The organism is Acinetobacter zhairuonensis (assembly GCF_022601715.1).
Lineage (GTDB): Bacteria > Pseudomonadota > Gammaproteobacteria > Pseudomonadales > Moraxellaceae > Acinetobacter.
Window position 1 is genome coordinate 36,879 of record NZ_JAKVIM010000012.1, and the last position, 21,551, is coordinate 58,429.

21 protein-coding genes are annotated in these 21,551 nt (G+C 41.4%); 5 read left to right on the forward strand and 16 right to left on the reverse strand.

Features of this window, described 5'->3' with window-relative positions; translation table 11 throughout:
• Nucleotides 1-229 precede the first annotated feature (229 nt).
• The 3 genes from MKI85_RS10790 to MKI85_RS10800 all read right to left on the reverse strand — a co-directional run bounded on the left by MKI85_RS10790 (nucleotide 230) and on the right by MKI85_RS10800 (nucleotide 3,046).
• A complete protein-coding gene (locus tag MKI85_RS10790) occupies nucleotides 230-1,165 on the reverse strand; it encodes an FAD-binding protein (RefSeq protein ID WP_241627669.1) in 936 nt (311 codons plus the stop codon).
• Nucleotides 1,166-1,182: 17 nt separating this feature from the next.
• Nucleotides 1,183-1,935 carry an electron transfer flavoprotein subunit beta/FixA family protein gene (locus MKI85_RS10795; RefSeq protein ID WP_241627671.1) on the reverse strand — a complete coding sequence of 251 codons (753 nt, stop codon included), beginning with the start codon at nucleotides 1,933-1,935 and terminating at the stop codon, nucleotides 1,183-1,185.
• A gap of 505 nt (nucleotides 1,936-2,440) precedes the next feature.
• Nucleotides 2,441-3,046, reverse strand: a complete 606-nt coding sequence (locus MKI85_RS10800) for a LysE family translocator (protein ID WP_241627673.1) — start codon at nucleotides 3,044-3,046, stop codon at nucleotides 2,441-2,443.
• Nucleotides 3,047-3,160: 114 nt separating this feature from the next.
• On the opposite strand from MKI85_RS10800, the gene MKI85_RS10805 reads away from it, so the two are divergent.
• A complete protein-coding gene (locus tag MKI85_RS10805; protein ID WP_241627675.1) occupies nucleotides 3,161-3,655 on the forward strand; it encodes an Lrp/AsnC family transcriptional regulator in 495 nt (164 codons plus the stop codon).
• A gap of 8 nt (nucleotides 3,656-3,663) precedes the next feature.
• Nucleotides 3,664-4,224 (forward strand): GNAT family N-acetyltransferase, encoded by a 561-nt coding sequence (locus tag MKI85_RS10810; RefSeq protein ID WP_241627676.1) that lies wholly within the window; start codon nucleotides 3,664-3,666, stop codon nucleotides 4,222-4,224.
• On the opposite strand, the gene MKI85_RS10815 is transcribed toward MKI85_RS10810, so the two are convergent.
• The 8 genes from MKI85_RS10815 to MKI85_RS10850 all read right to left on the reverse strand — a co-directional run bounded on the left by MKI85_RS10815 (nucleotide 4,204) and on the right by MKI85_RS10850 (nucleotide 12,142).
• Nucleotides 4,204-4,572, reverse strand: a complete 369-nt coding sequence (locus MKI85_RS10815; protein ID WP_241627678.1) for a hypothetical protein — start codon at nucleotides 4,570-4,572, stop codon at nucleotides 4,204-4,206. The two genes, MKI85_RS10810 and MKI85_RS10815, sit on opposite strands and share 21 nt — an antisense overlap.
• 222 nt (nucleotides 4,573-4,794) lie before the next feature.
• Entirely contained in the window at nucleotides 4,795-5,718 is a 924-nt protein-coding gene (gene xerA, locus MKI85_RS10820; protein ID WP_241627680.1) for a site-specific tyrosine recombinase/integron integrase, read from the reverse strand.
• A gap of 10 nt (nucleotides 5,719-5,728) precedes the next feature.
• Complete coding sequence (locus MKI85_RS10825) at nucleotides 5,729-6,343, reverse strand: alpha/beta fold hydrolase (RefSeq protein ID WP_241627682.1); 615 nt, start codon at nucleotides 6,341-6,343, stop codon at nucleotides 5,729-5,731.
• 103 nt (nucleotides 6,344-6,446) lie between these two features.
• Nucleotides 6,447-7,292 (reverse strand): diaminopimelate epimerase, encoded by an 846-nt coding sequence (gene dapF, locus MKI85_RS10830; protein ID WP_241627684.1) that lies wholly within the window; start codon nucleotides 7,290-7,292, stop codon nucleotides 6,447-6,449.
• Between the two features lie 13 nt (nucleotides 7,293-7,305).
• Entirely contained in the window at nucleotides 7,306-8,550 is a 1,245-nt protein-coding gene (lysA, locus tag MKI85_RS10835; RefSeq protein WP_241627686.1) for a diaminopimelate decarboxylase, read from the reverse strand.
• Nucleotides 8,551-8,573: 23 nt separating this feature from the next.
• The gene (gene lptM, locus MKI85_RS10840; protein WP_241627688.1) at nucleotides 8,574-8,798 is read right to left on the reverse strand and encodes an LPS translocon maturation chaperone LptM; all 225 of its coding nucleotides are present in this window, start codon (nucleotides 8,796-8,798) and stop codon (nucleotides 8,574-8,576) included.
• A 133-nt stretch (nucleotides 8,799-8,931) separates the two neighbouring features.
• Nucleotides 8,932-10,335: an amino acid permease gene (locus tag MKI85_RS10845; protein ID WP_241627690.1), complete on the reverse strand. Its 1,404-nt coding sequence runs from the start codon at nucleotides 10,333-10,335 to the stop codon at nucleotides 8,932-8,934.
• Between the two features lie 307 nt (nucleotides 10,336-10,642).
• A complete protein-coding gene (locus MKI85_RS10850) occupies nucleotides 10,643-12,142 on the reverse strand; it encodes an alanine/glycine:cation symporter family protein (protein WP_241627692.1) in 1,500 nt (499 codons plus the stop codon).
• A 348-nt stretch (nucleotides 12,143-12,490) separates the two neighbouring features.
• Between MKI85_RS10850 and radA the strand changes: the two genes are divergently transcribed.
• The 3 genes from radA to tehB all read left to right on the forward strand — a co-directional run bounded on the left by radA (nucleotide 12,491) and on the right by tehB (nucleotide 15,972).
• A complete protein-coding gene (gene radA, locus MKI85_RS10855; protein WP_241627694.1) occupies nucleotides 12,491-13,873 on the forward strand; it encodes a DNA repair protein RadA in 1,383 nt (460 codons plus the stop codon).
• 123 nt (nucleotides 13,874-13,996) lie between these two features.
• Nucleotides 13,997-14,971, forward strand: coding sequence for a Tim44 domain-containing protein (locus tag MKI85_RS10860; protein ID WP_241627696.1), 975 nt, complete (start codon nucleotides 13,997-13,999; stop codon nucleotides 14,969-14,971).
• Nucleotides 14,972-15,108: 137 nt separating this feature from the next.
• The gene (gene tehB, locus MKI85_RS10865; protein ID WP_241627698.1) at nucleotides 15,109-15,972 is read left to right on the forward strand and encodes an SAM-dependent methyltransferase TehB; all 864 of its coding nucleotides are present in this window, start codon (nucleotides 15,109-15,111) and stop codon (nucleotides 15,970-15,972) included.
• Nucleotides 15,973-16,022: 50 nt separating this feature from the next.
• Here the strand turns inward: tehB and cysN are convergent, their stop codons facing one another.
• The 5 genes from cysN to ubiA all read right to left on the reverse strand — a co-directional run bounded on the left by cysN (nucleotide 16,023) and on the right by ubiA (nucleotide 21,550).
• Nucleotides 16,023-17,633 (reverse strand): sulfate adenylyltransferase subunit CysN, encoded by a 1,611-nt coding sequence (gene cysN, locus MKI85_RS10870; protein WP_241627700.1) that lies wholly within the window; start codon nucleotides 17,631-17,633, stop codon nucleotides 16,023-16,025.
• 45 nt (nucleotides 17,634-17,678) lie between these two features.
• Nucleotides 17,679-18,587: a sulfate adenylyltransferase subunit CysD gene (gene cysD, locus MKI85_RS10875; RefSeq protein WP_241627815.1), complete on the reverse strand. Its 909-nt coding sequence runs from the start codon at nucleotides 18,585-18,587 to the stop codon at nucleotides 17,679-17,681.
• 215 nt (nucleotides 18,588-18,802) lie between these two features.
• The gene (locus tag MKI85_RS10880; protein ID WP_241627702.1) at nucleotides 18,803-19,015 is read right to left on the reverse strand and encodes a hypothetical protein; all 213 of its coding nucleotides are present in this window, start codon (nucleotides 19,013-19,015) and stop codon (nucleotides 18,803-18,805) included.
• A 103-nt stretch (nucleotides 19,016-19,118) separates the two neighbouring features.
• Nucleotides 19,119-20,561 (reverse strand): alpha/beta hydrolase family protein, encoded by a 1,443-nt coding sequence (locus MKI85_RS10885; RefSeq protein WP_241627704.1) that lies wholly within the window; start codon nucleotides 20,559-20,561, stop codon nucleotides 19,119-19,121.
• A 107-nt stretch (nucleotides 20,562-20,668) separates the two neighbouring features.
• Complete coding sequence (gene ubiA, locus MKI85_RS10890) at nucleotides 20,669-21,550, reverse strand: 4-hydroxybenzoate octaprenyltransferase (protein ID WP_241627706.1); 882 nt, start codon at nucleotides 21,548-21,550, stop codon at nucleotides 20,669-20,671.
• Nucleotide 21,551 lies beyond the last annotated feature (1 nt).

The window sequence follows — 21,551 nt, forward strand, 5'->3', positions numbered from 1 at the left end:
TCCAGCGTTACTCAACCAAACCCAGAATTCAGATTAACCCATTGTTTTTATTATACTATTCATGATTTTATGCTTCTACAGATATCACCGAGTCATTCCACAAGACAGAAAGCATGTACAACTTTTACTCTCTTTCCGTCATTTCTCACTCAAAACGACTTTCATCAAATAAAATTCAGGCATAAAAAAACGCTCTTTTCAGAGCGTTTTTAGAACAATCATTCAGAAATTAGATTTTAGATACTAATTCAGGAACTACAGTGTTCAAGTCACCTACCAACCAGTAATCAGCTACTGCGTTGATTGGCGCTTCTTCGTCTTTGTTGATCGCAACGATCACTTTAGAGTCTTTCATACCTGCCAAGTGCTGAATTGCACCAGAAATACCTACAGCGATATAAAGGTCAGGCGCAACGATTTTACCAGTTTGACCAACTTGCATGTCGTTAGGAACGAAGCCAGCATCAACCGCAGCACGTGAAGCACCTTGAGCAGCACCAAGCTTATCCGCTAATGGATCAAGTACTTTGTGATAGTTCTCACCTGAACCCACACCACGACCACCAGAAACAACAATACGTGCAGCTGTTAATTCAGGACGTTCAGATTTCACGATCTCTTCAGCAACAAACTTAGAGATACCTGCATCTTTTGCTTCGCTAACCGCTTCAACTGCAGCAGCACCGCCTTCAGCAGCAACAGCATCAAACGCAGTACCACGAACTGTACCAACGATGATTGCTTCATCAGATTGAACAGTTGCAATCGCGTTACCAGCATAAATTGGACGCTTAAATGTGTTTGCAGATTCAACAGCAATGATGTCTGAAATCATGCTGACATCAAGAAGTGCAGCAACGCGTGGAAGAATGTTCTTACCCGTTGTTGTAGATGCAGCCAATACGTGTTTGAAACCACCTTTAGCAACGTCAGCAACTAAAGCTGCAACGTTTTCAGCCAATTGGTTTGCATAAGCAGCGTTGTCAGCAAGTAATACTTTGCTTACACCAGCAACTTTAGCCGCAGCGTCAGCAACTGCTTGCGCACCTGAACCTGCTACCAATACAGTGATATCACCACCGATTTTTTGTGCCGCAGCAACAACGTTTAAAGTTGCACCGTTAAGTGTCTTGTTGTCGTGCTCAGCGATTACTAAAATACTCATGATTTTATCCTTCTGTATTAGATCACTTTCGCTTCGTTTTTCAATTTTTCAACAAGCTCATCAACAGATTTCACTTGTACGCCAGCTTTACGGTCAGCAGGTGGTTCAACTTTAACTGTTTTAAGTTTAGTTGCTGCAGTAACACCGAAATCAGCAGGTGACTTAGTATCAAGCGGTTTTTTACGCGCTTTCATAATGTTAGGAAGAGCAGCATAACGTGGCTCGTTCAAACGTAAGTCAGTTGTGATGATTGCTGGAAGTGACAATTCAACAGTTTGTAAACCGCCATCGACTTCACGCGTCACTTGTACTTTGTCGCCATCAACTTTAACTTCAGATGCGAAAGTACCTTGACCTGCACCGAGAAGTGCACCAAGCATTTGACCCACTTGGTTAGAGTCGTCATCAATTGCTTGTTTACCAAGAAGGATTAATTGTGGTTGTTCAGCGTCAACAACACCTTTCAGGATTTTAGCAACTTCCAAAGCACCAAGTTGGCTGTCATCAGCTTCAACCAAGATACCGCGGTCAGCGCCAAGTGCCATTGCAGAACGAATTTGTTCTTGAGCTTCTTTAGGACCAATAGAAACAACAACGATTTCTGAAACAGTTCCTTTTTCTTTTAAGCGAACCGCTTCTTCCACTGCGATTTCACAGAATGGGTTAATTGACATCTTAACGTTAGTAAGGTCTACCCCACTATTGTCCGGTTTAACGCGAACTTTAACGTTGGCATCAACCACACGTTTTACAGCAACAAGAGCCTTCATGTAATCCTCGGCTGTTTTAGCAAAAGTAAATGTTGAGAAAAGTTAGATTAACTCTTCACTTAAAATTTTTTAGGTGTCCTATCTTGCAATGCGTATGGCATTTCGGTCAAGTCACAATTGCCGAATCCGCTGTAAAAATGCGTAAAAATGGCTGAACGTCGCGTTCAAAGTTTTATTTGCATACATTTCAATTCTAAAATAGCCCTGCAAGTGTATTAATTTTAAACATTGATTTTTATTATTTTTTTACTTTATTTACTACATAATTTTTTCTGATCAATGACAAGAATTTCTGCTTTATCTGTTTGTATTAACGACCAAATATAACTGCAAAAAGGGACATATGACTTGTCAGTTTTGACAGAACCATAGTCCGGATTGAAATTTTCTTTAGCTGCTACATCAAACAGATTTTCCAATCAAACACATTATTCCGACATTGTGAAAACCTACTGTTGTACATAAAAAAGCATGCCGATCAAAAGCATGCTTTTAAGTCTTTCAATTAGTTAGCAATCAGCCAAGTCGCTGCCAGCATGAGCAAACCACCTGAACCCGCATCAATCCATTTTTGTTTTTTGGCATCTAGCTGTGCATTAGCGGTAATTTTAGCAATGACGAAACTTAAGCCACTATACACCACCAAGCATAAGCCTATAAAAATAGAGGATAAAATCAAACCTTGAGTTACTGTGTTTTCAGCCTGTCGAATAAATTGTGGCAAAATGGCAAAATAAATCAACATGCCTTTCGGGTTCAGTAACGCTGTTAAAAAGCCTTTTGCAATCGGATTACCCGCAGCTGCTTTAGGCACATGTAATGCTTTACTATTAAAAACTGACTTTAGCAAGCTGAACGCCAGATATAAAAGATAAGCAATCCCGAGCCAGCGTATGGTTTCAAACAACATTGGAAAAGAAACAAGAATTGCGGCAATGCCAACTGCAACCAAAACTGAATGCACTACATAGCCCATACAAACACCCAGTGTCGCCATCATGCCTGCTTTCGCGCCTTTCGCCATCACTTGCGAAAATATAAATAACATGTCAGGTCCTGGGGTAAACACCAGCGGTAAAACAGTCAGCGCAAACAATAAATAAACAGACATATCCTTTTCCCTTCCGAATAGACTGAAAGTGAAAATTAGTATCTGCGAATTTATACAAAATAGGATTGCAAATATTCTATAATTAGATTTATTTTTCGAATTTAATTCTATTTTATGAAATCATCTTCCAAGAATATTTTAATCAAGCTAGACCGCATTGATAAAAGTATCATTCAGGCTTTACAACAAAATGGTCGCATTCAAAATAATGATTTAGCCAAAGAAGTTGGACTTTCCCCATCCTCTTGTTTACGTCGGGTCAAACTGCTGGAAGAAGCAGGCGTGATTCAGAACTACACGACCGTGGTGGATCCACAGAAAATTGGTTTCCAGCTAATTTTATTCTCACGCATTTGGTTGGTTGGACAAGATGCAGAAACTATTGATTGCTTCATTGAAGCCATGAAAGAACTGCCTCAAGTCATGGAGTGTTATATTATTTTGGGCGAATGTGATGCCATGCTGAAAGTGGTCGTGCCTGACTTAGAAAGCTATCGTAAATTTCAGTCGACTCATTTGACCAAGAAAAACGGCATCACCAGTGTTAAAACTGATTTACCAAGCCAAATTATTAAACAAAGTTTTCAACTGCCACTGGAAGATTTATAAGAGACTGTATGCCAATTCAACTAGAAAGTAGGCGCTTGATCTTAAGACCGTGGCAAGAATCGGATCGCTTGCCTTTTTATCAGCTTAATGCTGATCCTGCTGTGATGCGTTATTTTCCAAAATGTTTGTCGCGAACTGAAAGCGATCAATTGCTGGATAAGTTCCAAGCATTGATTGAATTACAAGGTTGGGGATTTTGGGCGGTCGAATTAAAAGCTGAACAAGGTCTGATCGGTATGACGGGATTGCATCATCAGCCCGATCAGTTTAGTTTTTCACCTTGCACCGAAATGGGTTGGCGTTTTGACAAAAACTATTGGGGGCAAGGCTACGCGACAGAAGCAGCACAATTGGCTTTGGATTTTGCTTTTCAAACTTTACAACTGAATCAAGTGGTTGCTTTTACAGCTGCAATTAATCATGCTTCAGCAGCCGTGATGCAACGTCTTGGTATGCAATATCAACTAGAGTTTGCACACCCTGCACTTACAGCCGATAGTATTTTACAAAAGCATGTGCTGTATGCCATTAAGCATACTGAATTTCGCTCAAATATGTGCGTTACCTAAAAAGTCTCGATGTACATGACTCAATTCAATCAGTTCATAATCTGATAAATCAAAAATTTCCCAAACGGATTGAAAATTATCGGTCGTGTCCATGATTGGGATCTCTGTAGCAGACACATTCCACGTGGTACCATCCCAAACATAGCACTTTCGGGTGTCCTGCTGCATAGCTTGTACCATGCCAGAAGTATTAATCCCTTCGATCACAGAATTTTCAGGCAAGAGCGGTTGTACTTCTGGTAAGCAATATTCAATAAAATGTTTAATCTGGCGCAAACCATAGCCTGCAAAAATATCCTTTTGCACTTTATTTAGCTGATCGTATTTTTCTTGTATGTTTGAAATCATGGTTTGCAATCCTCTTTCCATTTGGTTTTTAAAATCGCATTCGGTACCAACATTTCTGTACCACACGCTAAGTGACACTTATACTGGATCTTTTGCTTTTTTATTATTCTACAATAGTACAAATATGCTCCTTGCATGGCTGTTACCCTATGAATAGAGCAAGTTCTGTACCAAATAAAAATCACTCATCGAAATGATGGACATATATCAACACGGAAATTATTACTGTCTCTTGAATTGGGCACGTGGGTGCGCTTGATCATAAACATTTGCCAGTCGGTCAAAATCGACATGGGTGTAAATCTGGGTCGTGCTTAAATTACTATGCCCCAACATTTCCTGTACTGCCCTTAAGTCTCCACTATTTGAGAGCATATGGCTGGCAAAACAATGTCTGAGTAAGTGCGGATGCAAGTCAACACTGACGCCTGCACGCTGTGCCTGAAACTTGACCCGATTTTCAATTTGTCGTGCCCCTAGTGGATTACCTTTACGACCGATAAATACATGTGCATCGGGCACAAAATCTTCACTCCATAATGGATATAACTTGAGCCACTGCATTAAAGCCAATTTTGCTTTAGAACCAAATGGCACGACGCGGGTTTTATTGCCTTTACCTGTAATGCGTAATAATTGACGATTAAAATCAATATCTTTAATTTTTAGGCTTTGTACTTCAGCAAGTCGTAACCCACTAGAATATAGCAACTCCAGAATGGCTTTATCACGTAGCCATAATTCCTGATCCTGTTCCTTTTCTGGTTCTGCTTGATCCAAAATCTGTTGAATGGTTTCAATATCCACCATACCGGGTAATGGCCGTGGTTGGCGTTTTAGCTGAAAATCATCGGAAGGGTTAAATTCCAGATATTGCCCTTCTTGTGCCCACTTCATAAATTGGCGAATGGCAGACAATAGCCGTTGTAAACTACTAGAACTCAGTTGATGTTGTTCTACTTTCACTGCCAAATATTCGCGTAAATCCGCCGTTTCAACATCTCGCAAAAGCAACTTTTTCTGTTCGCAAAAATGTAAAAAATCTCCAACATCACGTTCATATGCCAATAAGGTGAGTTTTGACTGATTTTGTATTTCTCGTGCTTTCAGCCACATGGCTAATAACTGTTGGGGTTCTACAGACATAATGCCAACCTTAAACTAATCCATTAAACTGGGTTAAATACTTTTGAATCTGAACAGCAACATCTTCGGCATAATGTTCGGCAAAAGCATGATCACCGCCACGAATCAAATGTAGTTCAGATTGCGGAAGTTGATGCTGCAACGCCTGACCCACTGCTACGGGACTAATGGGATCTTGATCTCCCCACAACAATAACACTGGCATACTGATTTTTTCGAGTTGCGGAGATAAATCCAATTGGGCACTAACAAACCAGTCTGGATAATGCAAATACTGTTGTTGATAAGCACTGCGCCAGTCCTCTACCTGAAAAGCAGATAAATCGATCCCACCTGAAGTAGCACACAGCACCAAACCTTTAACAAAATCTGGACGTGCTAGTGCGGCTTGTACTGCGAAAATCCCACCCATCGACTGGGCAATCAAAATACATTCAGACTGAATCTGCTGCAAAACATATTCAGACAAACTAGCAAAATCGAAAACTGATGGCTGACTGGGTTCATCACCAAAATCAGGGTAAGCAATGACCTGTTTATCTGTACAGTCTGGTAGAAGATGAATCAATGGATTCCAAAATGCAGTATTTCCTGAAGCACCGGGAAGAAAAATGAGTGTTGGCATGTGTTTCAATTCTTGTATTTACTCTTTTCATGCAGCATAGCTGATTTTCACCCATAAAAAAGCACCATCTTGCAGACAGTGCTTTTTTCAACTGACTTTAGATTTAGCCTTGGAAATAACGGAGGTCAATGCGTCCTTCATAGACATTAGCCGTTGGACCTGTCATCCACACCACTTCACCATCACGCCATTCAATTTGCAATTTTCCGCCCGCAAGCTCAATTTCAACCTGATGTGCCAACAAGCCACGGCGCATACCTGATACAGCAGCAGCACATGCACCCGTACCACAAGCCAAGGTCTCACCCACACCACGTTCAAACACACGTAAGCGTGCATGCGTTTCATCTATAATTTGCATGAAACCTGCGTTTACGCGTGCTGGGAACCGCGCATGCGATTCTACCTGCGGTCCCATCGTAGCGACATCAGCTGTAATCACGTCAGGTACAATGGTCACCGCATGCGGATTACCCATATTCACCACATCAATTGTGATCTGCTGCTGATTTGCCAACTCTAGGTCATATAAGTTTTCAGGTTCATCTGCCAAGAATGGAATTTCCTGTGGCAAAAACTTCGGATAGCCCATATTTACGCGGACCCAGCCGTTTGAACCCAATTCAGGTTCAACAATACCCGCTTTGGTTTGAACTTTAATTTTGGTTTTGGTGGTCAACTGACGCTCATGCACAAAACGCGCAAAACAGCGTACCCCATTACCACATTGTTCAACTTCCGAACCATCGGCATTAAAAATACGATATTTAAAATCTGCTTCAGGCACATCAGGTGGTTCAACAATCAGTAACTGGTCGAAACCAATACCAAAATGACGGTCAGCAAGACGTTGAATCGTCAGCGCATCTAAATAAGCACGCTGACTAATCAAATCAATTACCATGAAGTCATTGCCTAGACCATGCATTTTAGTAAATTCTAAAAACATTCTCAGTGACTCCTTAAGGCAACAAACGCTCTTTTTCCCACAGGGATTCTATAGTTTCACGCTCACGGATCAGATGTGACTCAGCACCATCAACCATCACTTCAGCCGCACGTCCACGCGTATTGTAGTTTGAACTCATGACAAAACCGTATGCGCCCGCACCCAAGACTGCCAAGGTATCATTTTCACGCAGCGCTAGATCACGCTCTTTACCTAAGAAATCACCCGTTTCGCAAATTGCGCCAACCACATCCCACTCTAAGGTTTCAACATCTGTACGCGGAGTCACGGGTTGGATGTCCATCCATGCTTCATATAAAGCAGGACGAATTAAATCATTCATTGCTGCATCAATAATGGCAAAGTTACGATGATTAGTTGGTTTTAATAAATCAACTTTCGTTACCAGTACACCTGCATTGGCAGAAATACTACGACCTGGTTCCATATACACTTTTAAACCTAACTTTTCTAAAGTAGGTTTCATTGCATTGGCATATTCTTCAACTGTTGGAGGCACTTCATCTTTATAGGTCACACCCAAACCACCGCCAATATCGATGTGCTTCAGTTGAATACCTAAATCTTTAAGCTGCTCAATCATCAGCATGACACGATCTAAAGCATCGACAAAAGGTTTGGTTTCAGTCAACTGTGAACCGATATGACAGTCAATCCCGATAATGTCTAAATTCGGTAAAGTCGCCGCATATTGATACGTTTCAAATACGGTATCAGAAGGAATACCAAATTTATTTTCTTTTAAACCTGTCGAAATATACGGATGTGTTTTCGCATCTACATCTGGATTGACACGCAATGAAATCGGCGCTTTTTTACCTAAAGCAGCAGCTACTTTCTGAATACGATCTAATTCCGCATGAGACTCAACATTAAAACAGGCAATACCCACTTCTAAAGACTTTTGAATATCGGCTTCGGTTTTACCTAAACCCGAAAACACCACTTTAGACGCATCGCCACCTGCTGCCAAGACACGTGCCAGTTCACCGCCGCTCACAATATCAAAGCCGCAACCTAACTTGGCTAAGACATTGAGTACCGCAATATTTGAGTTAGACTTTACCGCAAAACAAATTTGATGATCGATAAAACCAAATGCACGATCCATATCTAAATAATGCTTTTCAAAAGTGGCTTTTGAATACACATACAGTGGCGTGCCATATTGCTGCGCAAGCTGTTCTAGGGAACACTGCTCTGCGTGCAATACCCCATTAATGCGGGTAAAACTCATGAAGATGTCCTTTCAGTGACAATTTAAGGTGTAGAAGTTTTCGATTCGATAGTCGCCTGTTGTTCTGCTGGCTCAGTCGATTGGACTTGCTCAGTTTTTTGACCAGACTCTACGTTTGAATGTAACAAATATTTTGCACGTTTGTCATAATTTGGATTGCTTGGTAATTGCAAAGCTCCCGATTGACCACAACCGATTAATGAAGATCCCAATACCAATACACTTATGCAGCAAATGACGCGACGCATCTGACCACCTATCTCAAATTTTAACGAAGTATAACCCGATCAACGCGTTGACCAAAGCATTAAACGCTAGAGATTATCGCCAGACATAAAAAAACGCCAGTATTCAACTGACGTTTTAACATACAGCAAATGATTATTTTTGTTTAGGCTTATAAAAACCAAAATAGCCAATCGCAAGAATGATGAGCCAGATTGGGCTGACCATTAACGCCTTCATGGTATCAGGTTCTAATGACAACACGAAAATCATGCCAACAAAAAATACAATCCCGACCCAACACGTGAAAGGTCCACCTGGTAATTTAAAGGTCGATTTGGCATGTAATTCTGGGCGAGTTTTGTAATACACCAAATAGCTCCACAAAATGATCAACCAAACCAAAATAAATAAAATGGTAGACAGTGTGGTTGCTAAGGTAAAGGCTTCTACGGTATTTGGAACAAAATACTGTAATGCGGCACCAGCTAGCAAACAGATGGCAGAGAAATACAATGCGTTTGCAGGAACTGCACGCTTGTTTAAATGACCAAAAGCTTGTGGACCTTGTTTCTCTCGTGACAGACCAAACAACATACGGCTGGTTGAGAATACACCACTGTTCATTGAAGACATTACAGAAGACAGTACGACCAAGTTCATGATAATCGCTGCCGCCGCAATACCCGCTTGACTAAACAAGTTCACGAATGGGCTAACGTCTGGATTAATCTTATTCCATGGTGTAACTGACATCACAATGATGAGTGCAAACACATAGAAAATGATGATACGGATTGGAATCGAGTTGACTGCTTTGGGTAAGTTACGCTCAGGGTCTTTGGTTTCTGCAGCCGTAGTACCCACCAATTCCACCCCAACAAAGGCAAAAATGGCAATCTGGAAGCCTGCCAAGAAACCTCCCATCCCAGTCGGGAACATACCACCATTCGCCCACAAATGCGTGAATGATGCGACTTCACCCGATGTCGAGGTAAAGCCAGTGAAAATCATCCACAGACCGACAGCAATCAACACCACAATCGCAATGATTTTGACCAGCGCAAACCAGAACTCAAGCTCACCAAACAGTTTTACCGTCATGAGGTTCAAGCCCATAATGAAGATAATCGCAGCAACACTAATCATTGCACCTTCAACAGGGCTAAACGGCAGTCCATTATTGAAGAACTGTAAGTAGTAGATAATGGCAGACAAGTCCGCAATACCAATGGTGATCCAGCACAACCAGTAGGTCCAACCCACAAAATAGCCCGCCCAAGGACCAATCAAGTCCGTGGAAAAATCAATAAATGACTTATATTTCAGGTTGGATAACAGTAATTCGCCCAATGCACGCATGACGAAGAACACCATTAAACCAATGATCATGTAGATGAATAAGATCGAGGGACCCGCCAAACTAATGGTTTTCCCTGACCCCATAAATAAACCTGTACCAATTGCCCCACCAATAGCAATCAGTTGTAGATGTCGATTCGACAAACTACGATGGAGTTCGCCTTGTGCAGCAGACTCATTCGAGTTTTGATTTAACATCGTGATAGAAACTCTCTATTAATCCTTTAAGATTTTTTAACCAAATTAATCCAAATTACACATTTGCACTATTTTTAAGCATGCCTTCGCTATGTAAGTTTTTGGGTCAATCTAAGCTAAACAACTATGTCTGTATCGTTCAGCAGTCACGCCTAATACAATTAGCGCCGATAATACGCACAAGATTAGGGCAATACAATGCACTTTTTTGACACATCAGTTTATATAAATCCCAAGATTTGAAATAAAGAAAGCAGCCATTTCGGCTGCTTTCTTAAGTTTTACTAAATTCTAGTATGAGAACGTTCTATTGTTTGTTTTGTTGTTTCTTTAAACGTTCTTCCCAGTAAGTCGCATTACGAATGCCCAATTTAACAGGATCAAACGTAAATTCTTTTACCCCAGCCTTTTGCTGTTGCTCATAATCTTTCAATGCCTTCATGGTTGGCTTCCAGACAAAGTAGGTCAAGATAATACCAATGATGTTAATCCAAGCCATTAAGCCCACACCAATATCACCCACACCCCAAATATAACCCGTTGCACTGATTACACCGTAAGCTACTGAAATCATGATAAAACATTTAGTGATAAACAATAACGATGGTGTTTTGGTGATATAGCTTAAATATGCAATATTGGTTTCAGCAATATAGTAGTAAGCAACAATCGTAGTGAAGGCGAAGAAGAATACGGCTAAAGCCACAAAGATTTGACCAAAACCACCAAAGACTGTGCTTACTGCCATTTGGGTGAATGCTGGCGAACCAATTTCAACCGTTGCACCGATGTTTTGAACAATAAATTGGCCCGCTTCTAAAGTACCCTGAACGTTATACATGCCTGTGATTAGAATCATGAATGCTGTTGCAGAGCAGACGAATAAGGTATCTACATAAACAGAGAATGCTTGAACAAAACCTTGTTGAGCGGGATGTTGAACTTCTGCTGCTGCCGCTGCATGAGGACCTGTACCCTGACCTGCTTCGTTTGAGTAAACACCACGTTTTACCCCCCAACCAATTGCAGCACCAATACCCGCCATTGGCGTGAACGCATCAGCAAAGATCAGTTTAATTACACCAGGAAGTTCATGAATATTCATCCCAACAATCACTAATGCCATTAGAATATAACCTGCCGCCATAAATGGAACGACAAATTCAGCAAAGCGTGCAATACGCTTAATCCCACCAAAAATAATGATTGCTAATAAGGTTAAAATAACGACTAAAGCCAATAGCTTGTAGGCACCAATATCACCAAAAACAATAGAACCTTGCCCAGTGATTTGGGTAAATGCATTTCCAACTGCATTGGCTTGAATACCTGGTAGGAATAAACCACAAGAGATAATTGCCGCAATCGCAAATAGAATACCTAACCAGCGTTGACCCAAACCGCGATCGAAATAGAATGCTGGTCCACCACGGTATTGACCTTGATATTCAACTTTATAAATTTGACCTAAAGTTGATTCAACATAGGCTGTACTGGCACCCAAAAATGCCACAACCCACATCCAGAAGACTGCACCAGGACCACCAAAACCAATTGCAGCAGCAACACCAGCAATGTTACCAACACCAACACGACCTGAAAGGGAAACTGCTAACGCTTGGAAAGATGAAATCCCTTGTTCTGAGGATGAACCACTAAATAATAATCTTGCCATCTCTTTCATTTGGCGCACTTGTACAAAGCGCGTCAAAATAGAGAAGAATAAACCTGCCCCCAAACATAAATAAATTAGAGCCTTGCTCCAAATAATACCATTTACCCAATCAACAATTTCTGCTGCACTCATAGACATCAACCTTTTATATAATTTGAAAATGTAGCAACTGCTTTATTTTCATTTGTCTGAGCATGAGCAATATTTATGCCATTCAATATCTGTGTCATGACAAGAAATATACAAATGCTCAAACACCTTCCTTGGAAAAGTGAACTGAACGAATATCTTGACTCAAAAACACACTGCTTCTTACTTGTAAAAGTCTTAGATCATGTTATTTTTCTGAGCACTTCCCTTTAACCAGTAAATTACGACAAACAGCGATACTTCTTATTCCTTAAGAATTACACCAACTTATTGAGTAGTTTTCGTAATTACTATTTTTAACTAATTTACAGATTATTTTCAATTTTATTTATGGCAAAAATTAAAACTGTATATCGCTGCGAACAATGTGGCGCTGACCATTCCAAATGGGCTGGACAATGTTCCGAATGCGGAGAATGGAATAGTCTGGTTGAAGTACGAATTGAACCTGCCATCACGCACCGAGCCCAACCTAAAATAGGCGGTGGTTATGCAGGACAAGCCGCCAGTGTGACCACATTAAATCAGGTTTCAGTCTCACATGAAACCCGTCTCGCTACGGGTATTGGTGAATTTGACCGTGTATTAGGAGGCGGGTTAGTCACGGGCTCCGTGGTACTCATTGGGGGTGACCCTGGTATTGGTAAATCTACCATCCTGTTACAAACCGCAACTCATATGGCCTCAGCTAAAAGTTCTGCCCTCTATGTCACAGGCGAAGAATCTTTATCTCAAGTGGCCATGCGTGCGCAGCGTCTAGATCTGCCGACTGATCAACTTAAAGTCATGGCTGAAACCTGTGTAGAGCGAATTTGTGAGGTACTGGCTCATGAACGCCCTGCAGTTGCCATTCTAGACTCTATTCAAACCCTCTACACTGAAACTTTGCAATCAGCGCCGGGGGGTGTCTCACAAATTCGCGAATCCGCTGCCCTGCTTACTCGTTTTGCCAAGAATAGCGGTACGGCACTGTTTCTTGTCGGACATGTCACTAAGGAAGGTGCTTTGGCAGGACCTCGCGTACTTGAACATATGGTCGACTGCGTGCTGTATTTTGAAGGCCAATCTGACTCGCGTTACCGCATGATTCGCGCAGTCAAAAACCGATTTGGTGCAGTCAATGAACTGGGTGTATTTGGCATGACCGATAAAGGCTTGCGTGAAGTTGCTAATCCTTCCGCAATTTTTCTGAGTCGCTATGATGAAGCCATTCCAGGTTCTATTGTGATGATCAGCCGTGAAGGCACACGACCTCTTTTAGTTGAAGTCCAAGCCTTGGTCGATGATGCACATGGACAACCTCGCCGCGTTGCCTTAGGTTTAGAGCAAAACCGTTTAAACATGTTACTGGCAGTGATGCATCGTCATGGTGGTGTGCAAACTTCTGGACAAGATGTTTATGTGAATGTGGTCGGAGGTTTAAAAATTACCGAAACAGGATCAGACTTAGCCGTACTCTTAGCTTGTGCATCGAGCTTAAGAGGAAAAGCATTACCACAGCAATTGGCAGTTTTTGGTGAAGTTGGTTTATCTGGTGAAATACGACCCGTGCCGAATGGACAGGAACGTCTAAAAGAAGCCATTAAACATGGTTTCAAATACATTATTGTCCCTCGTGGCAATGCACCACAAAAAGCAATTGCAGGCGTGCAAATTATTGCAGTTGCACGGCTACATGAAGCCTTGACCGAAGCCATGAATCTCGCAGAGTAAATAAGTGCTGCATTAAAATTTAATTATGCAAAATTAAAAAAAAAAATTGTTTTTTCTTATTGAAAAAAATGACGAATGCCTGCATAAATACAGGGCTATTTATCATTTTTATAGGAAAATTGAATGGAAGTTCGACAGCGTAGTTTAGTTGCAGGTATTTTAGCAGCGATGTTATTGGTTGCACCTTTGGCAGAAGCTAAACGTGCTGGAAGTGGTAAAAGTCATGGCATGAGCCGTTCTACGACATCCAGCCAGTCTTACCAACAACCTCGTCAAGTAACTCCTGCACAACAACCTGTTGCCCCTGCAACTGCACCACAAAAATCTGGTCCAGGTGTAGGTAGTATGGTTGCTGCGGGTGTTGCGGGTGCTGCCATTGGTGCAGTTGCTGCAAATGCGCTTGCAGATGACCGTCCAGCTAGCCAAGCTGAAGCCGCCCAAGAAGAAAAAGGCGGAATTCCAAGTTGGATCTGGATCCTTCTCGCTGCTGCTGTTGCCTTCTTCATTTTCCGCAAGATGGGCGCAAAAAAAAAACTAACATCCACTAACCCGTATGCCCCAAATAATGGCGGTCAAGCTGCATCGCCATTGGGTCAAGCATCTGCGACACCGCGTGCATCAACAGACAGTACCAATATTTTTGGTCAATCAGTTGGTGGCGGTGCTGCAACCCAAGCACCAGTTAATAATGCGCCATTCGGTGCTGCCTATACCAACGGTGGTAACCAACTGCCTGATGGTACTGAGCCAGCCGCTTTCTTACGTATTGCACGTCAACGCTTTAATCATATTCAATCAATGAATACTGCGAGCAATATTGAAGAAATCCGTCGTTATTTAACCCCTGACTTATATCAGTCTATGTATAACGACATTATGGCAAACCGCGATCAAGATGTAGCTGAGTTCTCTAATTTGAACGCCATGGTGACTGATTCTGCGACTGAAAATGGTCAGTATGTGGTGAGTGTGCGCTTTACTGGTACAGTCAGTGAAGACCTCAACAGTTTGCCGCAACCATTTGCTGAAATCTGGCATTTCGTTAAACCTGCGGGTTCTAGCCAAGACTGGTTGGTAGCAGGTATTCAACAAGCTTAATCATAGAATTGCAAAAAAACAGCGACTTCGGTCGCTGTTTTTATTTGTCATCGAATCAGGCTAAGATCGAATGAAGAACAAGATTAAATAAAACCTCTTTCTAGCTGAAATACAGCGCCAAATAACAGGATCTCTATATGCAATCACTGGTTTGTTATAAAACCCTTTCCGTTTGGAAGCATGACAGCATTCCCACAGTCTTCCAGCAACCGCACAACACCAAACAAGGGACTTGGGTAAAACTCAATATTTTAAAAGGTGAACTAGACTTTGCCATGCTAAATGAACAAGGCGAAGTAATCTCAAATCATCATTTTAGTGTGACCGAGCAGCCCCCTTTGATTGAACCTCAGGCTTGGCATCGTATCGTGGCTTTTAGCCCTGATATTGAATGCCAGCTCAGTTTCCATTGCCAAGCCGATCAATTGTTCACTAAAAAATATCAACTCACGCCTACGCATTCAGAAATATTAGCCGCTCTACCTGATTTGCACGGTGGTAAAGCCCTGGATGTCGGCTGCGGTTCTGGACGCAATGCCCTATTTTTAAGTCAGCACGGCTTTGAAGTAGATGCATGGGATGTGAATATACAAAGCATACAACGCTTAGAGCAAATTATAGCAGCAGAGCAAATACAGCAGATTCATACCCAGTTGCGTGATTTAAACGAAAATCAGCAGATTGATGAGCAATATGATTTTATCTATTGCACCGTGGTGATGATGTTTTTGCAAGCCAAAACTATTCCACCGCTGATTGCACAGATGCAACAAGCAACTAAATCAGGCGGATATAACTTAATTGTCTGTGCCATGGACACAGAAGATTATCCTGTTCAACCTGATTTTCCATTTAGCTTTAAAGCGGGTGAGCTCAAAGCCTATTATCAGGATTGGACTATCCTCAAATATAATGAAAATGTCGGTGAGCTGCACCGCACTGATGAACATGGACAACGGATTAAACAGCGCTTTGCCACGCTCTTTGCACAAAAAATTTAATTTTAAAACATAAAAAACCCGCCAATTGGCGGGTTTTTTAGCATTGGATCTTATAAACGAACCAATTTTACGATTTGTTCTGCAAGCTCTTCAGCTTGTTCAGTACCGAAGCTCACATCCGTTGCATCCGCAAGGTCAGTAATCACAACCACACCTGTTTCACGCAACAATGCCACTTGCTCAGCAGTTAAACCTGCTTTCGCAATTGCAACAACACCTTGTTGAATCAACAAGCTTTCTAAAACTTGCGCTTGCTCAAGTGCTTTTGCTGTGACAGTCACGGTTGCTGGTTTTTGACCTAAACGTGCAGCACGATCTTCAGCAGAAACTGGGTTTGCATGTGCAGTCCATTCAACCGCAGCTTCAACCATGCCCGCACCAACTGTGACATTACTTAAACGGTCAATAAAGATAAATGAACCTGTATAACGACTGTCTTGGTAACGATCGAATACCACTGGTGCATCAAATTCAACGGTTAAGTCTGCAATTGCATTTAACTCTAACTGTTCAACTTCAGTATGCTCAAGCGTGTTCACATTCACACGGTAGTTAATTGACGTTACTTTCGCTGGAACCGTTTGAGTACCAATTTTAACGTTATACAACTTACCTTTAACCAACGGTTGGTCATTCATCCAAACCACTGTCGCACGTACACTACGTGATAAAGATGGCTCTTCACCCGCTTTTACCAGTACGTTACCACGAGAAATATCAATTTCATCGTTTAACGTTAAAGTCACTGCCTGACCTGCAATCGCATGCTCTAAGTTGCCGTCATAAGTCACGATTTCTTTAACTGTAGACTTTTTACCTGAAGGTAACGCCACAATTTCATCGCCAACGTGTACTTCACCGAGTGCAATTGTTCCGCAAAAACCACGGAAGTCGAGGTTTGGACGGTTTACATATTGCACAGGGAAACGGAATTCGCTCTTGCTTGAATCACGGGTAATTTCTACAGATTCCAAGATGCTCATCAAGGTTTGACCTTGATACCATGGCGTATTTGCAGATGGATTTACCACGTTATCGCCATTCAAAGCAGAAATCGGTACAAACATAATATTGCTTGGTTTGCGATCTAACTGGCTTACGAACTGTTGGTATTGTTCTTGAATTTCGCCAAAGCGAGTTTCAGAGAATTCCACCAAGTCCATTTTGTTAATCGCAACAACAATATTCTTAATACCCAACAAGCTCGCGATGTAAGTATGACGGCGCGTTTGAGTTTGTACGCCATAACGTGCATCAATCAAGATAATCGCAAGATCAGCCGTTGACGCGCCTGTTGCCATGTTGCGCGTATATTGTTCATGCCCAGGGGTATCCGCGATGATGAACTTACGTTTTTCTGTAGAGAAATAACGGTAAGCCACATCAATAGTAATGCCTTGCTCACGTTCTGCTTGCAGACCATCAACAAGTAACGCAAGGTCAGGTGCATCACCCGTTGTGCCGACTTTTTTACTATCGCGCGTTACAGCTTGTAATTGATCTTCATAGATCAATTTTGAATCATAGAGTAAACGTCCGATTAAAGTACTCTTACCATCATCGACGTTACCGCACGTTAAAAAGCGTAATAAGTCTTTTTGTTCGTGCTGTTTTAAGTAAGCCAAAATATCTTGGCTAATTAATTCTGATTGATGAGACATTGCTCAAACTCCACAAATGCTTTGAAACCGAATGCTGAGTAACGCTTAGAAATAGCCTTCTTGCTTTTTCTTTTCCATAGAGCCAGCTTCATCATGGTCAATCATACGACCTTGACGTTCTGAGCTTGTCGCGAGCAACATTTCTTGAATAATTTCAGGTAAGGTATTCGCTTCTGACTCGACTGCACCTGTTAATGGGTAACAACCTAAAGTACGGAAACGTACCGATTTCATTTGTGGAACTTCGCCTTCATGCAAACGCATACGTTCATCATCAACCATGATGAGTGTACCGCTACGTTCTACGACTGGACGTTCAGCAGCATAATACAATGGAACAATTGGAATCTGCTCCAAATAAATGTATTGCCAGATGTCGAGTTCCGTCCAATTCGATAATGGGAACACACGAATACTTTCGCCTTTGTTCACTTTACCGTTGTATAGGTTCCATAATTCTGGACGTTGGTTTTTAGGATCCCAACGGTGTTTATTATCACGGAAAGAATACACACGCTCTTTGGCACGAGATTTTTCTTCGTCACGACGTGCGCCACCAAAAGCAGCATCAAAACCATACTTATCCAGTGCTTGTTTTAAGCCCTGAGTTTTCATGATATCCGTGTACTTTGAACTACCGTGATCAAATGGGTTAATGCCCGCATCACGACCTTCTTTGTTTTGATGTACGATCAAATCAAAGCCATGGGTTTTCGCCATGTTGTCGCGGAATTGGATCATTTCTTTGAACTTCCAACCTGTATCTACATGCAGTAGTGGGAACGGAAGCTTGGCAGGATAGAACGCTTTCAAGGCAAGATGCAGCATGACAGCTGAGTCTTTACCAATAGAATACAACATCACCGGATTTTCGAATTCGGCAGCTACTTCACGAATAATGTGAATACTCTCAGCTTCAAGCTGTTTAAGATGAGTAAGTCTTTCCTCATTTATTGACATCGACAACACCGATTACTAATTCGTGCTTATTACACATTCAACAATTGATATTCATTATAGAGATTTACTATTCACAACTATTGCTTGTTTTATTATATTGATATGCAAAATAATCATATAAAGCATAACTAATAATAAGTATAAGTTTTCAAGCTATAGTGAATCTCTACCCTTTCAAATTGATTGCAAAAATCTTGGAAAATTTAAGCCTATTCACTTTTTGCTTGCGATGCAGCTTCTTGCTGCTGCCTTAATTCAACTCGCTTTTGAATTTCCGCACGCTCTAGGTCATATTGCTTTTTATTCTCTGCATCACTTTTTGCAGCTAAAAGTGCCATTCCGAGAATAAACACTGGAATGAGTAGACCCAATGCCATTAATTTCCAAGGCATCGACTTTTTCTTCACTTCAGGTTGGCTCATACGCAAAAACTCAAATCTAAGATCGTTTAATTGCGCAACAATATAACAAAAAAGAGCCTCAATGATGAGACTCTTTTTCAACTACGGATTTTTCTTAAAAAATCTAGATTTGACCAGTACATTCAACATTTGTACTGGCATCTTTCTGAACATCCGTTAATACAATTCCCGTTCCTGCTGACATATTACTCTGAATGAAATCTACAGCAGCAGCATTTTTACAGACAATCGCCTGGGTATGCGTTGCATTCGGTACAATGGTAAGCTGGTATCCATCTGCATACGTATTTTGAGGGAAGTACTTGGTTGCATTGGTTTTCATATTTGCATATAAAGCCTGAGTTACCACAGGTAATACAGCTTGATCATTCGCCCCCTGAATAATAAATACAGGTGTTTTAATGACTTTCTCAGCAGTGGCATTGGTTGCAGGTTGGTTATCTAGTAAAAATTTCTGAACTACAGGATCCGTTTTGATTTTATTCAAATCAATACCATATTCTGCAATCAAATGCGCTGGATCTTGTAAGTAAGCCAATACTCCAACTTTGAATTGCTCTTGTAAGCCATTAGCACTATTCGGTTCAGCGTAGCTTAAGCATGCACCATCATCACCTGTGCGCCCATAAGCACTTTCCGCGATATCAGCAGCACCCGCGGTAAAGATAGTTTTGAGATCATAATCGGGTTGATAGGCTTTAATCCCTGCACTGGTCAACGCTGCATAAGCTAACAACTCAGAATAACCATCTGCAATTTGAGCAATCATTGCTTGCCCTTGTACTGCTGTGATCAAGTTGTTTGCAACCGCATAACGAACTTTTAGTAATTGCTCATCTAATCTATTCACACCCTTAGATTGATTATTTTCATCAAGATTCAACTGCGGGTCGAGATAAATTTGAATAATTGTTCCTAAGCTTGACGCTGGTGCACCAGCCACTGCACCTTTATAACTTGTATCGGTATTGGCAAATTCCGCAGTCCCCAATGACGCATGCCCACCTTGAGATTGACCAATCGACATCCATGCACCATTTAACTGCGTGCCATAATGATCTTTTGCTGCTTTAACTGCTGCAATGGCAGAGTTCGCTTGACTCGACAAGTTAAGATAAGGATGTATACCTGATGTACCTAACCCCTCATAATCTGGAGCAACCACTACATAACCTGCTGCCAATAAGGTATCTGCAAGAATCTTAAAACGAGGATTCAATAGATTTTTACTTGGTGCACAACCATCCCCACCACCAACTGTTCCATGCTCCCAGACCACTACCCGATAACCATCTTTAGGCTGAATCGCTTTTGGAAAAAGAACCATAGCTGTTGCTGTTGCCGTTTTCCCCTGTACATTGGTCATATTGTAAGTCATGACTTTAATTGATGAAGAGTTGTCTATTGTGTCTAATGAATAATTACCTTCATTCAAGAAGGTTTTATCCGCCTCTTGTACCGCATTATCATCATCGTCATGACAGGCAGTTAAAAATAGACCAGAAAATGCAATTGTCAGTGCCAACGCTATTTTTGTGCGCTTCATAAAATATCCTTTTCATCTTTGTTGTTGTATGCACGGAGCTACATGCAGATTTATTAATGCATAAAAAAAGTGCCCTGCATAGGACACTCTTTAACCATTCAGTCATTTTAAATAATTAATTCTAAAAAGATTCCAACAAAAATAAGCATTCCTACCCAGCGATTATGACGAAATGCCCAAAAACAAATTTGCGGATTACGATCCTTGGTTTTAATCGCTTGATAAATAAAATCACCTGCAACCACAAGCAAAGCCAATAATCCAAATGGCATGAGCAGTTGTTCTATAAATAAAGCACTTCCAATTAAAATCAGACTAGTCACCTGCAACAAAGCAATGATTTGCACATCATAGCGACCAAATAAAATAGCGGTTGATTTTACCCCAATCTGTAAATCATATTCACGATCCGTAATCGCATATTGGGTATCATACGCCACTGTCCAAGCCAAATTACCAAAATACAATAACCAACAGGTTAAATCTGGAGTTACCCCAACAGCGGTATACGCCATAGGAATAGACCAAGAAAATGCTGCACCCAAAAACACTTGAGGTAAATGGGTATAACGTTTCATGAAGGGATAAATAAAGGCAAGAAACAAAGCGCCAAAAGACCAGTAAAAAGTTTCAATTGGCAAGAAAAACAACATGCAGGCACTGGCTAAAACCAAGACCAAAAACACATAAATCGCTTCTTTTGCACTGATGATGCCTGTCGCTAAAGGGCGCGTCTTGGTTCGCTCTACATGCGCATCGACTTTACGATCAGCAAAATCATTGATGGCACAACCTGCCGCACGCATGAAAATAGTGCCTAAGATCATGGGAATTAAAATCCCTAAACTTGGCATGCCTTGATTTGCCACCCATAATGCCCACATGGTTGGCCAAAAGACCAACTCTGTACCAATCGGTTTATCAAAACGACATAAATAATAATAAGCTTCTAAGCGTTCACGCCAAGTAATCTGTTGCACCGTAGCCATG

Bases quoted from the DNA above. Each gene is read 5' to 3' on its own strand.
- MKI85_RS10790 (WP_241627669.1), bottom strand. From the start codon at position 1,165: ATGAGTATTTTAGTAATCGCTGAGCACGACAACAAGACACTTAACGGT.
- MKI85_RS10795 (WP_241627671.1), bottom strand. From the start codon at position 1,935: ATGAAGGCTCTTGTTGCTGTAAAACGTGTGGTTGATGCCAACGTTAAA.
- MKI85_RS10800 (WP_241627673.1), bottom strand. From the start codon at position 3,046: ATGTCTGTTTATTTATTGTTTGCGCTGACTGTTTTACCGCTGGTGTTT.
- MKI85_RS10805 (WP_241627675.1), top strand. From the start codon at position 3,161: ATGAAATCATCTTCCAAGAATATTTTAATCAAGCTAGACCGCATTGAT.
- MKI85_RS10810 (WP_241627676.1), top strand. From the start codon at position 3,664: ATGCCAATTCAACTAGAAAGTAGGCGCTTGATCTTAAGACCGTGGCAA.
- MKI85_RS10815 (WP_241627678.1), bottom strand. From the start codon at position 4,572: ATGATTTCAAACATACAAGAAAAATACGATCAGCTAAATAAAGTGCAA.
- xerA (WP_241627680.1), bottom strand. From the start codon at position 5,718: ATGTCTGTAGAACCCCAACAGTTATTAGCCATGTGGCTGAAAGCACGA.
- MKI85_RS10825 (WP_241627682.1), bottom strand. From the start codon at position 6,343: ATGCCAACACTCATTTTTCTTCCCGGTGCTTCAGGAAATACTGCATTT.
- dapF (WP_241627684.1), bottom strand. From the start codon at position 7,292: ATGTTTTTAGAATTTACTAAAATGCATGGTCTAGGCAATGACTTCATG.
- lysA (WP_241627686.1), bottom strand. From the start codon at position 8,550: ATGAGTTTTACCCGCATTAATGGGGTATTGCACGCAGAGCAGTGTTCC.
- lptM (WP_241627688.1), bottom strand. From the start codon at position 8,798: ATGCGTCGCGTCATTTGCTGCATAAGTGTATTGGTATTGGGATCTTCA.
- MKI85_RS10845 (WP_241627690.1), bottom strand. From the start codon at position 10,335: ATGTTAAATCAAAACTCGAATGAGTCTGCTGCACAAGGCGAACTCCAT.
- MKI85_RS10850 (WP_241627692.1), bottom strand. From the start codon at position 12,142: ATGAGTGCAGCAGAAATTGTTGATTGGGTAAATGGTATTATTTGGAGC.
- radA (WP_241627694.1), top strand. From the start codon at position 12,491: ATGGCAAAAATTAAAACTGTATATCGCTGCGAACAATGTGGCGCTGAC.
- MKI85_RS10860 (WP_241627696.1), top strand. From the start codon at position 13,997: ATGGAAGTTCGACAGCGTAGTTTAGTTGCAGGTATTTTAGCAGCGATG.
- tehB (WP_241627698.1), top strand. From the start codon at position 15,109: ATGCAATCACTGGTTTGTTATAAAACCCTTTCCGTTTGGAAGCATGAC.
- cysN (WP_241627700.1), bottom strand. From the start codon at position 17,633: ATGTCTCATCAATCAGAATTAATTAGCCAAGATATTTTGGCTTACTTA.
- MKI85_RS10880 (WP_241627702.1), bottom strand. From the start codon at position 19,015: ATGAGCCAACCTGAAGTGAAGAAAAAGTCGATGCCTTGGAAATTAATG.
- MKI85_RS10885 (WP_241627704.1), bottom strand. From the start codon at position 20,561: ATGAAGCGCACAAAAATAGCGTTGGCACTGACAATTGCATTTTCTGGT.
- ubiA (WP_241627706.1), bottom strand. From the start codon at position 21,550: ATGGCTACGGTGCAACAGATTACTTGGCGTGAACGCTTAGAAGCTTAT.